The sequence below is a fragment of the Parasphingorhabdus sp. genome (genome assembly GCF_036964675.1).
In the GTDB taxonomy this organism is placed as follows: domain Bacteria; phylum Pseudomonadota; class Alphaproteobacteria; order Sphingomonadales; family Sphingomonadaceae; genus Parasphingorhabdus.
On sequence record NZ_JBALTF010000007.1, the window covers coordinates 39,759 to 54,448 of the forward strand.

Annotated in this window: 11 protein-coding genes, 1 tRNA gene and 1 pseudogene; 3 read left to right on the plus strand and 10 right to left on the minus strand. The window is 56.1% G+C overall.

From position 1 onward, the window contains the following. Positions 1–34 precede the first annotated feature (34 nt). The 8 genes from V7665_RS02615 to V7665_RS02650 form a co-directional block, all read right to left on the minus strand. Positions 35–1,615, minus strand: coding sequence for a WS/DGAT/MGAT family O-acyltransferase (locus V7665_RS02615; RefSeq protein ID WP_335662976.1), 1,581 nt, complete (start codon positions 1,613–1,615; stop codon positions 35–37). 25 nt (positions 1,616–1,640) lie between these two features. After that, the gene (locus V7665_RS02620) at positions 1,641–3,983 is read right to left on the minus strand and encodes a glycerol-3-phosphate 1-O-acyltransferase (RefSeq protein ID WP_335662977.1); all 2,343 of its coding nucleotides are present in this window, start codon (positions 3,981–3,983) and stop codon (positions 1,641–1,643) included. A gap of 20 nt (positions 3,984–4,003) precedes the next feature. Then, positions 4,004–5,713 (minus strand): HAD-IB family hydrolase, encoded by a 1,710-nt coding sequence (locus tag V7665_RS02625; RefSeq protein WP_335662978.1) that lies wholly within the window; start codon positions 5,711–5,713, stop codon positions 4,004–4,006. 186 nt (positions 5,714–5,899) lie between these two features. Then, positions 5,900–6,634: a DUF1499 domain-containing protein gene (locus V7665_RS02630; protein ID WP_335662979.1), complete on the minus strand. Its 735-nt coding sequence runs from the start codon at positions 6,632–6,634 to the stop codon at positions 5,900–5,902. 84 nt (positions 6,635–6,718) lie between these two features. Then, the gene (locus V7665_RS02635) at positions 6,719–7,321 is read right to left on the minus strand and encodes a CDP-alcohol phosphatidyltransferase family protein (RefSeq protein WP_335662980.1); all 603 of its coding nucleotides are present in this window, start codon (positions 7,319–7,321) and stop codon (positions 6,719–6,721) included. Between the two features lie 9 nt (positions 7,322–7,330). After that, on the minus strand, positions 7,331–8,599 hold the full coding sequence (locus V7665_RS02640; RefSeq protein ID WP_335662981.1) for a NupC/NupG family nucleoside CNT transporter: 1,269 nt from the start codon (positions 8,597–8,599) through the stop codon (positions 7,331–7,333). Beyond that, positions 8,596–10,746, minus strand: coding sequence for an FAD-dependent oxidoreductase (locus V7665_RS02645; RefSeq protein ID WP_335662982.1), 2,151 nt, complete (start codon positions 10,744–10,746; stop codon positions 8,596–8,598). The genes V7665_RS02640 and V7665_RS02645 overlap by 4 nt, the downstream gene beginning before the upstream one ends. A 114-nt stretch (positions 10,747–10,860) precedes the next feature. Then, on the minus strand, positions 10,861–11,682 hold the full coding sequence (locus V7665_RS02650) for a sterol desaturase family protein (protein ID WP_335662983.1): 822 nt from the start codon (positions 11,680–11,682) through the stop codon (positions 10,861–10,863). Positions 11,683–11,915: 233 nt separating this feature from the next. Between V7665_RS02650 and V7665_RS02655 the strand changes: the two genes are divergently transcribed. Both V7665_RS02655 and V7665_RS02660 read left to right on the plus strand, forming a co-directional pair. Then, positions 11,916–12,005: transfer RNA gene (locus V7665_RS02655), tRNA-Ser, on the plus strand. Between the two features lie 512 nt (positions 12,006–12,517). Next, on the plus strand, positions 12,518–12,844 hold the full coding sequence (locus V7665_RS02660; protein WP_335662984.1) for a hypothetical protein: 327 nt from the start codon (positions 12,518–12,520) through the stop codon (positions 12,842–12,844). A gap of 122 nt (positions 12,845–12,966) precedes the next feature. On the opposite strand, the gene V7665_RS02665 is transcribed toward V7665_RS02660, so the two are convergent. Both V7665_RS02665 and V7665_RS02670 read right to left on the minus strand, forming a co-directional pair. Beyond that, entirely contained in the window at positions 12,967–13,689 is a 723-nt protein-coding gene (locus tag V7665_RS02665; protein WP_335662985.1) for an anti-sigma factor family protein, read from the minus strand. Beyond that, positions 13,686–14,174, minus strand: a complete 489-nt coding sequence (locus V7665_RS02670) for an RNA polymerase sigma factor (RefSeq protein ID WP_335662986.1) — start codon at positions 14,172–14,174, stop codon at positions 13,686–13,688. The genes V7665_RS02665 and V7665_RS02670 overlap by 4 nt, the downstream gene beginning before the upstream one ends. Before the next feature lie 122 nt (positions 14,175–14,296). On the opposite strand from V7665_RS02670, the pseudogene V7665_RS02675 reads away from it, so the two are divergent. Continuing rightward, a pseudogene (locus tag V7665_RS02675) lies at positions 14,297–14,690 on the plus strand (hypothetical protein); the annotation flags it as partial.

A 14,690-nucleotide genomic window follows, 5' to 3' on the forward strand; every position in this document is an offset into this window, starting at 1 on the left:
CCGGGAATCGGACGGCGTGCAATCTATCCGCTCCTTATTTCACTTTCGGCTTGCTCCCGCCGATTGCTTTTGATGCAATCGCTCTGGGTTTTTTGGCAACCCGTCGATACATCACCGAACCATCTTTGGGCGTAACCGGTTTTTTTGATGCCGCCACCGTTTTTTTGGTCTGGCGTGCGACAGCACTTGGCTTGGCATCCTTTAGTTCGTTGAATGCTCTTTGCAGGCATTCCCGGAAAAACTCAACATCGGGCATCATTTTGCGATCGGAAATGATGCTGAAGGAAATTGTTCCATTATAGCTTGGCGTGGCAATAAACAGCCCCATGCCATGCGCCAGAGGTGCCAGACCATATTGATGAGTGAGCTTCGCGCCGTTCATATACAGCTGAATCTGCGGGCCGGGAACGTTGGAAACCATCAAGTTGCTCATTTTCGGAGCAAATCGTTCGTCGGTCAGGATGCGCGCCACACCGGCCATGGTCACACCGGGAATATGCTTGGTCAGATCGGTCATGATCCGCGCACTGAGCCCGGACTTTGCCGCCTTGGTTTCGCGCGTCGTATCCCTGATTGCTTCAAGACGCTCGATCGGATCGTCAATATTCGACCAGATTTTGATCGTCATCGCAGATATATTGTTGCCGGGATTGGCTTCATCGCCCGAACGGCTGCGCGCGTTGACGGGAGCCACCGCCACAAGCGACTCTTTGGGAAGTTCCTTATGTTTGGTCAGATAGTGGCGCAACGCGCCGCTGCAGATTGCGAGCACCACATCATTTATCGTCGCATCACTCACTTTGAGACGCATTTTCTTCAGCTCGTCGAGATCAAATGTGACCGCATCGAACATTTTATTGGGCGTGACCGGACCATTGAAACGCGTTTCCGGAACCCCGCTATTCGTTTTCTCGTCGCCGCCTTTCAGGCTTTTTTGCGCCGTCGAGAGCAGCGCTGGCGTAAATTTCAGCAGCGCCTGGGCCAATTTTACCGGTGACGTGACCGTGCTGTTGACGGCACGGCTCAATATCTCGGCGACGGTTGGCAGATTGGTTGCCGCTGCCCTGCCCTCCGGCAGCGGGATCGCCGGCGTGCCTTTGGTGTCCTTGTCCGAGATGGCGGCAAAGAAATGCGCGCCGGACACGCCATCGATGGTGCTATGATGAATTCGCGTCAAAATGGCATAGCTGCCCTTGGCATAGCCAGGGATATTGTCGAGCCCCTCCAGCACATACATGTCCCAGAGTGGCCGGGTCATATCCAGCGGCTTGCTGTGATGGCGCGCCACGTGAATGCAAAATTGCCGCCAGTCACCGGGTTCGGGCAGTCGGCTATGCGAAATATGCGCCTCGAGATCGAAATGTTCGTCTTCAACCCAATAGGGATGGTCAATATCCAGCGGCAAACGGTATAACTTCCGCTTGAACATCGGCGACACGTCCAGCCGCTTGCGCATATGTTCGATAATGTCCTTGAATCTCACCTTGCCGCCGGGAGCGGTCGATGGATCATAGATATAGACGGCCATCACATGGGTCAGATTGGTGGCGGACTGAATATAGAGAAACTGGGCGTCCTGCGCACTCAACTGGCTTATATTGCTCTGCTCGGTCATCAATCATGTCCTTTCGACAGCGCGATCATTCGAATATCTTGTCGGCTAGCACGAGCAGTTCGAGCCGGGATTTTTCCATGCGTCGGGACAGCGCTCTGAATTTTCGCAACAAGGCCTTGCGCTCGGCAATCGTTTCCAGGGTGGTTTCCCCGGTCAAGCCAAGACCCGCAGCCATTTTAAAACCATTTTCAAACAGGATTTTGCCGATCGAGGCCTCGCTGGTGATCCGACGGAGCAGATAGGCCTGCCGCCCCTCTTTCAACGCCGTTTCCACACAACTCTTCTTGTCGATCGCATCGCCGGGCTCAAGCCGCGACAAGATATCCAGGACGATGGTATAGGCTTCTACGAAAGGCAAGAACACGGCATGGCCGATAAGCGGCTGAAAGCGGTTGGTCAGACTGGCCAGCTTGACACCGCCCTCATCCAGCTTCGCCTTCCATTGTGGATCTGCCCGCTGCAATTCCGCTTTCAAATTCTCGCGATATTGCTGTTTCTCGGGGTAGAAAAACTCGAACTTGAACAGATCGCGCAGACGGTCGGTCTCTTCCCAGAATACTTCAGCCGCGCTTCGGTCATTAACTTCCCGCGCCTTCAGGATCGACAATTCGATAATCGCCTTATCAAGAAAATGATGGATGATCGTATTGCGATAATAGCTCGCAATCGGATGCTGGTCCGGCTCGATCGCATAAACCAGCGTCGAACCCTTGTCATAACGGACGAGCAGCCCGTTATTGACCAGAGTCTCGATAACACGCTGAACACCCTCAAGATTCTGGTCGGTCAGATCTTCGCTCATTCGGATGTTCCGTTCCCGGGCCCAGCCAACCAGAAAATTTATCACCGCGCGCAGTTCATCTTCTGTCATCGCCCGCGGAGCCGTGCCGAGCAGGCAAAGGCACATCAGCGAGGTCAACGTCAGCGGCGTCGCCCGATTGGCCTGCACCGCGACCTCAAATGCCATTTTGGACAAGGCAAGCCGATCATTCGGATTGGGTGCCTTTTTGACAATCACCGGTTCGCCGAAATCCACATAGACCTTGCCCATCGGTTCGCGCAGGCTGCGCAGATAGCCGATGAACCAGCTGAGAGACTCCGGTTTCTTGATCCGCCCCGTCTGCTCACTGGCATATTCCTCGACGTCCCGGATCAGATCGAAACTGGTCACCACCGGAATGATATGCACATTTTCGATATCGTTGCTGTGCGCGCTATCCATGACATATTTGAGCAGGCCATAGCGTGGCGGCATCAGCTTGCCGAGCCGCGAGCGCGTCCCTTCAAATGCCCAGGTCATCGGGAAGCGTTTCTCGAGCAGATAGCTGACATAATAACGCAGAACGAGCTTGTAGACGGGATTATTCTCGAAACTCCGGCGAATGAAAATGGTGCCCGCACGGCGTAACATGAAACCCAGGCCAAAAAAGTCGAGATTGATGCCACCAAATAGATGAATGAGTGGCAAGTCGTTTTGATAGGCCAGATCAGTGGCGGTCACGCCATCGATATAGGTTTTGTGGGTAAACAGCAGCAGCGTCGGATATTCCCGCATGGTCTTGCGCAACCGGGTCAGTTCCTTGCGATCAAAAACCACGTCGTCTTCATAGCCCTGCGACAGCATGAACCGGTCGAGCTTTGCCTTCATGTCGATGAACAAGGGACTGGGCCGGGCGATCAGTTCCTTCATATATTTTGCCGCTTGCTCATACAGCGCAACTTCGCTTTGACCCATGTCGACGGACAGCTGGGTCATTGCGGCACGGAATCGCGCATCGCTGCGCAGGCCGTCGGCGACATGCCGGGGCACCTTGTATCGACGCCCGCGCAATCCGCGCTCGGCAATATCCAGCACCAGCCCCGCCTGCCGAACCACGAAGGCGGCAAATTCCGTATTGTCGGTCTGGTCATAATCCTTGCTGAGTTCGGCAAAGCGTTGCTCGAGTTCGCCAATCGTAGCGGGTTGACCAGTCAGGCAATGGGCACGGCGCTTGTCACGCAAGAGAATGGACCGGGCGCGAAAACTGCCCGGATTTCGCGGATCACCGAAAATGACATGACGCATTTTGACCGCACGGCTTTTTTCAAAATTGGGAATCCGCCAGGCAATGCGAACTGGCACGACCAGGGTATCCGGATTTTCTTTCAGTTTTTCCGCCAGACGACCAAGGCGCATCTTCGCCCGTTCATCGGATATGGGCAGACTGACCCAGTTCAGTTTTCCGCCCGGCCCACCCTCGGCCAGTGATGTGTGGAGCCAGTCGAGCAGATAGCGCCGCTCGACACCATTGCGGGCGTCGATCACAAATAGCTTTGGGCCTTGCGCCAGCAGCGCTCCGGAATTTGCTATCTGCGTTGCTTCGTCCATCCCTGCTCCTTGATTTCAGCCTATTCCGCCGCTTCTGTCGTTGTCGACTTTGCGGCTGCGGCTTTGCTTTTTGGGGTAGATCGATTTGCCGGCTGCTTTGCAACGGATTTTTTTGTTACTATTTTTTTGGGTCCAGCTTTCCGAACGGTGGCCTTCTTCCGCGTCGCCGTCTTTTTTGCCACCGGTTTTTTCGCCGCTGCGGCTGGCTTGACGGGTCGCTTGGCACCGCTTGTCTTTTTCGTCGGCGCTCGTTCCTCGTTTACCAGCGCGTCGAGCGCACCCTCTTCTTCCGCCTGCCCCAGCGCTTCGAGGAACATGCCGCGCACTTCAGCAACATGCTGGTTCATCGTCCGGGTCGACCATTTGCTGGTATCCACGGCGGGCAGAACATCAATCCTGACCTTGGCAGGACGCATCAGAAATTCATTTTTCGGAGCAACATCTCCGGCATTGTGGATGACGATCGGTACCATCGGCACACCGGCCTGGATCGCCATATGGAAGGCGCCCTTTTTGAACGGGCCCAGTTTCGGCGAAAGGGTGCGGGTGCCCTCCGGCGCGATAACGATGGATTTGCCGTCAATCTTGACCGCGTCGATCAGCGGCGCCATCGCCTTGATCGCGCTGCCGGCATTGGCCCGGTCAATGAAAACGGTGCCGGCCAATTCCATCAGCTTGCCGATCACCGGCGTATCCCGGACCTCCTTCTTAGCCACCCCGCCCATGTCCCGGCGGATCAGCTTGGCAAGAATCATCACATCAGCCTTGCTCTGATGGTTGAACACGAAAATACAGGGCCGCGATGTCCACAGATTTTCTTCGCCAGTCACTTCCAGTTCGCAACCGGTCAGCGCGGTCGCAATATCACCGAACAGGCCGGTTGAAAAATTCATTGCCTCGCGCTGCGATCCGGTCAGCGCCCAGATCGGCAGTGACGCGATCGCCGAACCGATCAGTGACCCGGTGGCGTAAATCGTCCGGATATAGTCCACCGGCTTGCCCTGCCCGCGGCTTTCATATTTTTCCAGAGGCCAGTCATGTTCGCGCGCTGCTTCGCGCAATTTACTATTGGGGTTCAGCGGCCTGGGATTGCCGACCCGTTCCAGCAATTCGATATCGTCATAGCTGTCCGAATAGAAATAGCTCTGGTCGAGATCCAGATCATAATCCGCGGCGAGATTTTCCGCGGCGATCACCTTGCCTTCGCCAAAGCATAGGGGCCGGATGATATTGCCGGTAAACTCACCATTCTCGACTTCATATTGCGAGCAAAGCACATGCTCGATATCGAGATCGCGAGCGGTTGGCTCGATCTGATAGATGGTGGCGGAGGAGACGATGGCAATGGTATGGCCCTTGGCGCGATGGGCTTCAATCAGCGCCCGTGTCTCGGGATAGACTTTGCGCGCGATATATTTTTCGTAAAGCTCTTCGCCAAATTCGAAATAGCTTTCCTCGGTGACGCCTTTCATGAATTTCGCTGCGCCGGTCATCAGTCCCGAAAAACCCATATTACCGGTGCTATATTGCGCCATCACATTGATCGTTTCGACGACTTCCTCGGCGGTCATTTCCCGCCGTTTGATTTTCTCCCACAACATCGCGGTAGCCGAATAGCCGGCGATGATGGTGCCGTCGAAATCGAACAGCGCCGCGATATGCGCTCCTTCCGGAGCGTTCAGAACGTCTTGCAAATGCGATTGATATTCAGCGATTTTCTTCTTGGTCATCCAGATGTCCTTTGCCCGATCCCCATCGTGCCAAAAAACAGCGGCATTTCCCAGCTATTATTGGCGAAAGGATCGATTCACAACGCGATTGGCAGCGAAAGCCCCCTCATGGCTCCAATCTGACCGAAGGATGAAGCTCTTCCGGTCAGCCGCAAAAGGACTGGACACTCAAGCTGCGGCCCAGATTCATTTTGCGGCCAGGCTATCAAGGAAGGATCGGATGCGCTTCGCATTCACGCCGAGATCGCTGACGCCAACCCGGCTCACAGAACGCATGTCGACAATGCTGGCCTTGTCATCATCTGTCGGAACAGCGCGTAAAATGACATCGTCCTTGAAGCGAATATAGGAGACACTGGCGGTGGCTTCGAAATGGCCGGTGGCGGGGTCAGCAACGGCGATATCCCAACCCAGCTGGCTGGCGATTTCTTCTGCGTCAGCAATGGTTTCGGCCACCGGTCTGGCAATTGTCACCGCTTTCAGATCGGGATAACCTTTGGCATGGATAATGCGCCAGTTTTCCACCGTATCAACGCCGGCAAGATTATCCGGTCGAAGCGAAAGCTCCACAAATTGCGGCGGGTTTGCGAGGTCGGTTGTTATATCGTGAATAGCAGGAACGCCTCCGCCGGCCGCTGCGCGGGAACCAAGGAAGCTGATATAGATCAGCGCCACCAGCAATCCGACAAACGCAGCTTTCTTGCTGCCGCCATTTTTGACGATCAAGATCAGCGCGATCGCCCCGGTCACAATGGCTAGAATCGCAATAAGCGCTCCGGCCAATATGCCGGAAAACCCGGCAAGTTTGCCAATGATGTCATAGCGCGCGAGCGTGACGCCAGCCATCGCGACAAGCGGCGCCGCGATGCCAAATATCAAGGCCAATTTGCTCAGCCGCTTTGCCCATATACCTTCTGCCATCTCAACTCCTGCCATATTTGCGGCTCAATCTGCGCCCGCTTTCATTGCCCGTCCATCGTCTCGATGAATTGTCTCACAGGCGATTCAAGGAAAGTCAACTTTCGCCGCTATGGTCCGCTGGATCACCGTGATCACGCACATCGCCGAATAGATCACCGCAATGATGGCAAAATTATTTGGCAGCAGGCACATCAGCACAAAGGCGATAATCGTCTCCGTACCCTCGGCGAGCCCCGTATTGTAGAAGAAGCTCTTTTTCCCATGGGCACTTGTTTCACGCCCCCGTTTTGCCGCCATTACCGCATAGGCAAGAAAACTGATGCCGGTCAGGGTGAAGCTGGCGATCAGGATGATGGCGAATGGTAGATTGGCAACGACGGCGAAACCAAAGCCGAGCGGGACCGCGACGTAGAAAGCAAAATCGCTGACAATATCCAGATAACCGCCAAAATCCGATTGCTTCGTCGCGCGCGCGACCGCTCCATCCAGCCCGTCGAGCAGCCGGCTCAGCAGCACCAGCGCCAGCCCCAGCAGATAATAGCGGTAGCCGATGGCGACGCCCGAAGCGATGCCGATCACTGCGCCAGCGAGGGTAACCTGATTGGCTGTGACACCTGCCCGCGCCAGCCCTTTGCCAATGGCGTTGAGCGGCGGATCGATCAGCGGTCTTATCCGGGAATCAAGCATCTTGCCGCCTCACCCGAAGGTCAGCAGACCGATGACCGCCCCGGTCATCGCGGTGGCGCAATTACCCGCGATCCAGCTTTTCATGCCCAGCCCCGCCACTTCGACACGGCGCGTTGGCGACAGGGTGCCGATGGTCGACACCAGCAATCCGACGCTGGCGAGATTGGCAAAGCCGCAAAGCGCGTAGACGACAATCAGCTGACTACGCGGATCAAAGGTGCCCTCCGGCAGTGCGGCGAGATCAAGATAGGCGACATATTCATTGAGGATCGTTTTCGTGCCCATTAACGCACCGGCCGCTGGTGCCTGATCCCAGGGCACGCCCAATGTCCACATCACCGGCGCGAACAACCAGCCAAAGGCGCGTTTGATCGTCACCGCCTGGCCATCGACATAAGGCAATATCGTCAATATCTGGTCGACCAGCGCTACCAGCGCGAACACCACCAGGATGATCCCGATAACCGCCAGGAACACTTGCACGCCTTCCATCGTTCCGCGCACAATGGCATCAATGCTGCCATCATATTTGAGCCCCGGCTGCTCGCCGCCGGTCTCCGTCTTGCCGTCCCCCGGCACCATCAGCCGGGCGATCAATATCGCGGCGGGCAAGGATATCAGCGACGCGGAAATCATATGGCCGACGGCATTGGGAACGGTCGCGGACAGGGTCGAAGCATAGAGGACCAATATCGCGCCGGAGATGGTCGACATTGCCAGCACCATCACCATGAACAGCTCCGCCCGGCTCATCTTGTCAAAATAAGCGCGCAATACCAGTGGTGATTCGACAACGCCGAGAAAGATGTTGGCGCCACCACTCAGGCCGACCACGCCGCTGACCCCCATGGTCTTGCGCAGCGCCCAGGACAGGCCGCGGACAATCCACGCGAGCACGCCCCAATACCACAGCAAGGCGGACAGCGCCGAAAATACAATGACCAGCGGCAATATCTGGAAAGCGATGATCAACGGCGGTTGCGCGCCTTCTTTCAACACAAAGGGCAATTCCGCCCCGCCAGCATAGCCGAACATATAGGATGATCCGACCAGGGTCGCTTTTTCAATTGCCATCACGCCCTGATTGGCGAGGCCGATGAAATCCCAGACAAAGGGCACACGCACGATCACCAATGCAATGGTGAATTGCAGCAATAGCGCGCCGCCGATCCATTTCCAGCTTGGCCGGGCTTGCCGGTTTTCGGACAGCAGCCAGACGAAAACCAATATCAGCGACAGGCCAATCAGGCCCTGACCCTGTTGCAGGACATCCATCATCCGCGCATCCAGTCATGATAGCGTTCGACCCAGCGGAGCAGGCCTTCCGGCGCATGGGCGCGTTTCCATTCGCCGGCGGCATATTTATTCGCCTCGGCCATGGTCGGATAGGTGTGGATCGTCCCCAATATCTTGTTCAGGCCGAGCTTATATTTCATCGCCAGCACATATTCGGCGAGCAATTCACCCGCATGATCACCAACGATGGTGACGCCCAATATCCTGTCTTTGCCCGGCGGGGTCAGCACTTTGACAAATCCCTGCGTCGCGCTGTCCGCTATCGCCCGGTCCAGTTCGTGCATCTGGTAAGTCGTGACTTCATAAGCAACGCCCTGCGCCTTCGCATCCTGCTCGTTCAGGCCAACCCTCGCAATTTCAGGATCAATGAACGTAGTCCACGGAATGACCCGATAATCGGCCTTGAACTTGCGGAACTGGCCGAACAGGGCGTTCACCGCCGCAAACCAGGCCTGATGCGATGCGACATGGGTGAACTGATAGGGACCGGCAACATCGCCGGCTGCAAAAATATTGGGATAGAGCGTCGCCAGATAATCATCGGTGACGATCGTTTTATCGGTTTCGATACCCAGTGCTTCCAGTCCAAATCCGGACAGCCGGGCGCTGCGTCCAACCGCGACCACCAGCGCATCGAAAGCGATGCTCTTCTCTTCACCACCAGCCGCAAGGATCAGGCGCTTCTCGCCGTTCACCAGTTCACAACGGATCGCATCATGGCCGGTCAATATTTCGACGCCCGAGCCTTGCTGCGCGGCGAGAGCGAGTTCCGCGACTTCGTCATCTTCACGCGCCAGCAGGCGGTCGGCGCGTTCCACTTGCACCACTTGCGCGCCCAGCCGGGCGAAGGCCTGACTGAGTTCGCAGCCGATCGGGCCGCCGCCGAGTATGATCATCCGCTTCGGGATATCGTCCATCCGGGCGAATTCTTCCCACAATGTATCGCTGGTGACATAGCCGACCTCATCCAGTCCGGGCAGATCGGGCACAAATGGCCGGCCGCCGGTGGCAATGACGATGGAGCGCGTCGTGAGCCTCTGTGTCTCGCCATCCTCGCGCTTGATCTCGACTGTCCACGGATCGACGATCGTCGCATAGCCCTTCACGACATCGACACCCAGATCGGTATAGCGCTCGACACTGTCATGCGGTTCGATGGTGGCAATGATATCCTGCACCCGCTGCATCACCGCCTTGAAGCTATGTTTCGGTTCGACCTTGTTCAGCCCGTAAACATCACCGTTACGCATCTGCTCGGCTACCTTGGCGCTCTTGATCAGTGCCTTGCTGGGCACACAGCCATAGTTGAGGCAATCCCCGCCCATTTTCGATGCTTCTACCAGAGTCACCTTGGCCTTGACCGTGGCCGCGATATAGGCGGATACCAGACCAGCCGCACCGGCTCCGATAACCACCATATTGCGATCATATTTTTTCGGCCTGGTCCAGCCCGCATAGACTTTCCGGCGCTTCATCAGTCCCACGATCCACTTGCCAATCCAGGGCGTTATCCCGAGCACAGCGAAGGACAGCAGCAGTCCCGGCGAGCCGATATCGCTGACCTCGTCAATATTGGCGAGCTGAGTACCGGCGTTCACATAGACCAATGTGCCGAGCAGCATGCCGATCTGGCTAACGATATAGAAGGTGCGGGCCTTGATCGCGGTCAGCCCCATCAGCAGGTTGATCAGGAAGAAGGGGAAAATCGGCACCAGCCTGAGTGTCAGCAGGTAGAACGGTCCGTCTTTTTCAACGCCGTTATCTATTGCCTTCAGGCCATCACCAAATCGCGCCTTGATCGTGTCGCGGAACAGATAGCGGGACGACAGGAAGGCGATCGTCGCGCCAATGGAAGAGGCGAAAGAGACAATGATGGTGCCGGTAACCACACCAAATAGCGCGCCAGCCGCCAAGGTAAGAATCAGCGCACCGGGTACGGATGCCGCCGTGGCTGCCACATAGATCAGGAAGAAAATGCCGATCACCAGCAATGGCGCGGCCTGATATTGCGCGTCAAACGCCTGCTGCTGTGCTTTCAGATTGGCCAATGTCAGCTGCGAGCCAAGATCGAAATAGAAGAAACTTGCGATGGCGACGGCAAAGGCAACCAATATCAGAATTTTTTTCATGCAAGTCTTTCTGTTCGAGCGGGCCTGGTGCAGCAATCGATCAATTGCACGCCACAGGCGAGACCACCACTAGCGGGTTTTTTGCACATCGCAATTGACCCGGTTATGAAAAGCTCACTCGGCCGCCGGCTTTTCGTCTATTTTGGGCGGATCGCCAAAGGGGATTTTCAGACTCCACCAGAAGCCCGCCGGGTCATCGGACTGATATTCTGTCAGGCCAATGGTCATGTCGTCATGGCCCGCTGCCGGCTGCGCGATATAGGTGCCGAATATCCGGTCCCACAGGGCAATGCTGAAGCCATAATTGCTGTTGGTTTCCCGAGGCAGGGCCGAATGGTGAACGCGGTGCATGTCCGGGGTGACCAGCGCCAGACGCAGATATTGGTCCAGCCAGTCGGGCAAGCGCAAATTGCTGTGGTTGAACATGGCACAAAGATTGAGAATCAGCGCAAACACGAACACTGCCAACAGGCTGGGACCGAGCAACAGGACCAGAACCGACTTGTACAGCATCGACAGGATGATTTCGGCCGGGTGGAAGCGTATCGCGGTGGTCACGTCAAAATCCCGATCGGCATGGTGGACCTTGTGCAGCGCCCAAAGCAACGGTATTTTATGGGTCGCGATATGCTGCCCATAAATCGCCAGATCCAGCAAGACCAGCGCCAGAATGAACTCCAGCCAGACCGGCCAGTCGGTCCAGTTGAACAGGCCGAGATGATGCTGGGTCGCATAGCTGGCGGCGGCAAGCGCGGCGATTGGCCCCATCAAGCGCAGCGCAGCGCTATCCAGCAGGATGATCAGTATATTGGTGCGCCAGCGCCTGACGCGCGGCATCAGGCGCTGGCGGCGCGGATATATCGCTTCCGCCACCGCCAATATTGCGAACAGCAAGAGCGACAGCAACAGGCCACTTTGTGCGAGACTGGCCGTCATGAAGGATGTTGCTGCTTCGCCATTCACGCCTTCTTGATTCAGGAATATTGGAAAATCTGTCTATAGCAGAGAAGGGACGGACAAAAGCCCATATTCAAATTTTCCCAGTTTTACAGGGTTTTTAGGAAGGCATTTCGATCACCCCCTGCCCATCAGCCCGGCGATTTTTCGTCACGCCCCGATATGGGTTGCAGCGCTGCGCCATGATCGCTAGATGCTGCCCCGTCTATTGAGGTGCGTTGGCTGAGTGGTCGAAAGCGCCGCACTCGAAATGCGGTATGCCAGCAATGGTATCTAGGGTTCGAATCCCTAACGCACCTCCACAGACACAGCGGGTTCGTGGTCCAACCCCATCCCCGCTTCATCGGCGCCCTGGCACCGCCCTTCCCGGCAACAACCGAAGCCGGCAATCATCAAAACAATCTCAGCAGCGCTCGTTCCGCCGCAATAATATTTTTTCGGGTCACACGGGTCACACGCCCTAAAGCGAAAAAACCGGTGGCCGCTGAATCTGGCTATTTTGGCATAAGATCAACCGAATCTCTATCGAGAGAGCACGCGACCAGCGGCCGCGAAACGTTCCAGCTCGGCGCAGAGGATGGCACGCAAGGCAGAGGATAGTGGCGCGGGGTCATGGCGCGAGTTTACCAGAAGCGGGAAGCTGTAGGAAAGAGGGTTTTGGGAGCATGCTGAACCGTTAACCGCAAAAGCGGAAAGCCACTTTCTACTGCTCATCTAAACCGTTGAGCGAGCAAAATTGGAATATTTTTGTTCCGATGGATGAAAAATGCATTTCCCTTCGTTCTCCCTACACACCCATGAAGGAGACATTGAAATGAGAAGCGCATTTTTGATAACCAGCCTCGCCGCTATCGCCGTCACCGCAACCCCGCTAGCCGCTCATGTAGACCAGCAACGCGATGTCGAAATCCGCAAGGACCCCATTGCCGATCAATATGACAAGCATTGGTATAATTATCTGACCGATGTCCTGGAAGCCGACAAGGAGCTGAAAAGCGATCTGCGCCGGGCGACCGATGCGGAAGACACGCGCGATGCCTGGGAAGAATATGAAAATGAGCTGGTTGATGCTGACAAGGATTATGTCGAGGAAATGCGGGACCGCAATTTCCGGGTTGGCCGGGTCACGCTTGGCAAATAATTCCTGGCTTCGGAGTGCAAAAAAAGGCGGGGATCAAACCCCGCCTTTTTTATTGTCCGCAATGCCGACCTGATTTTTTGCATCCGATAAAATGGTTCGATATTGCGTCAATGTCCGGCTGGCTATTTCCAGCCATTTTCCATCAGTTCGCGTTCGCCAGCCGCGTCTACCGGAGCATCGGCCATCATTGCCGCGGCCAGCGCGTTGATTTCACTGCTCGCAGCTTGCCGATAGTCACTTGTCGCCTTGCCGGGAATCATGGTCTCCAGCCGCCATTGATCATTGGCCTTGCAGGCAATCCCGGCAAGAGATTCATCGTCAAAGCTGCGGCAAATCTGATCCGATTGGGAGCGGAAGGTCAGACCGATCCGATAGCGGCTGTCATCACTCTGGACAGAGGCAAGCTGCTTTTCCAGAACGGTTTCGAGCGCACCGCTGGCGATCAGGCTGCCATCTTGCTGGGCAATCGGACCCTCATTCTGGCCAAGCCCAAACTGGCCGACCACGATTCCCAGCGCCAGCGTTGCCGCCATCGCGCCCCATTGCGCGATGCCAAAGCCGCGCCGGGTGGCCTTTTTCTGCTCCTCGTCGGCTTTTCGATCGGCAAAGCTGCTGTCGACATTGCTTTCCATCGAAGCGGTCAGCAGCGCCGTCAAACGATCAGGCACAGGCTCCTGGGCGACCGGATCATAATGGGCAGCCAGCCGGCTTCTCAACGCCTGTTCCCGGGCGATGCGATCCGCCAATATGCTGTCCGAGGCCATTGCTTTTTCGATCCGCCTCGCGGTCACCGCATCGCATTCACCGTCGACATAGGCGATGATGGTTTCCTCATCAAAAGTCATGCCGCTTCTCCCAGTTCACGTTGCAGTGCCTCGCGACCGCGGACCAGTCTTGAGGTCAAAGTACCGATCGGTATATCAAGCAGCGCTGCCGCCTCCTTATAGGCAAAGCCTTCGACCAGAACGAGCACGATTGCTTCGCGCTGTTCGAGCGGCAGCTGATCCATTGCGCGATCGACATCGGAGAGTTGCATTCGTTCTTCCATGCGCTGGTGATCGTCGCCTGCAATATTCTGCATCGCGTCATCATCATTGGCGACATTTTCCCGCCGGCCCGCCGCGCGGACCGTATCAATCCAAATATTTCTAGTTATTCTGTACATCCAGCTATCCAGTCTCGTTCCAGCTTGCCATTGGTCACGCTTGAGCAGCGCACGTTCGAGGGCCATTTGACACAGATCATCTGCATCATCGATATTACGCGTTAGGCTGCGAGCAAAACGCCGCAATCGCGGGAGCAATTCCAGCAGATCCTGTTCAAATGCCATTCAGCGCGGATATCCTTTTATTTTTGGTCTATGGATGAAACGATGAAACGGGTTCGTTTAATCCATGAATGCAAAAGAAAGCAAATGGGCAATCGCCCAGACGGCTTGGAAGGTATGAAGGCATGAAATCCCTGCGCAACTGGTGGATCATCGTGATTTTGCTCATGCCGGCGGCTGCATGGGCGCAATTGTCGTTGCCAGGCGGAGGCCCGGGCCTGGCTTTCCCCGAACGAGTCATCGGAGACGCGATCAACCCGGTGGTCGATCCCGTTACCGATATTGTCGATGGCGACCTGTTGGATCGGCTGGGCACGTCGGAGCTGAACAGGCTACTCAATCGGTTGCGCATAGACCGGATCAACCGATTCTTGCGTGAGAATCGCGCTGATGTTGAACGGGATCGCAATGGCGATCCTGCGGTGCGCGGGATTTTGGTGGCGATGGACATTTCCGAAACATCAATCAGCAACGCTGTGGAAAATGGCTTCACGGTCGTCGAGCGCGGCCAGATCGACG

Coding starts and splice junctions, on each gene's coding strand:
- V7665_RS02640 (WP_335662981.1), bottom strand. CDS start 8,599: ATGATGGATGTCCTGCAACAGGGTCAGGGCCTGATTGGCCTGTCGCTG.
- V7665_RS02665 (WP_335662985.1), bottom strand. CDS start 13,689: ATGACTTTTGATGAGGAAACCATCATCGCCTATGTCGACGGTGAATGC.
- V7665_RS02620 (WP_335662977.1), bottom strand. CDS start 3,983: ATGGACGAAGCAACGCAGATAGCAAATTCCGGAGCGCTGCTGGCGCAA.
- V7665_RS02645 (WP_335662982.1), bottom strand. CDS start 10,746: ATGAAAAAAATTCTGATATTGGTTGCCTTTGCCGTCGCCATCGCAAGT.
- V7665_RS02630 (WP_335662979.1), bottom strand. CDS start 6,634: ATGGCAGAAGGTATATGGGCAAAGCGGCTGAGCAAATTGGCCTTGATA.
- V7665_RS02660 (WP_335662984.1), top strand. CDS start 12,518: ATGAGAAGCGCATTTTTGATAACCAGCCTCGCCGCTATCGCCGTCACC.
- V7665_RS02625 (WP_335662978.1), bottom strand. CDS start 5,713: ATGACCAAGAAGAAAATCGCTGAATATCAATCGCATTTGCAAGACGTT.
- V7665_RS02670 (WP_335662986.1), bottom strand. CDS start 14,174: ATGGCATTTGAACAGGATCTGCTGGAATTGCTCCCGCGATTGCGGCGT.
- V7665_RS02635 (WP_335662980.1), bottom strand. CDS start 7,321: ATGCTTGATTCCCGGATAAGACCGCTGATCGATCCGCCGCTCAACGCC.
- V7665_RS02615 (WP_335662976.1), bottom strand. CDS start 1,615: ATGACCGAGCAGAGCAATATAAGCCAGTTGAGTGCGCAGGACGCCCAG.
- V7665_RS02650 (WP_335662983.1), bottom strand. CDS start 11,682: ATGACGGCCAGTCTCGCACAAAGTGGCCTGTTGCTGTCGCTCTTGCTG.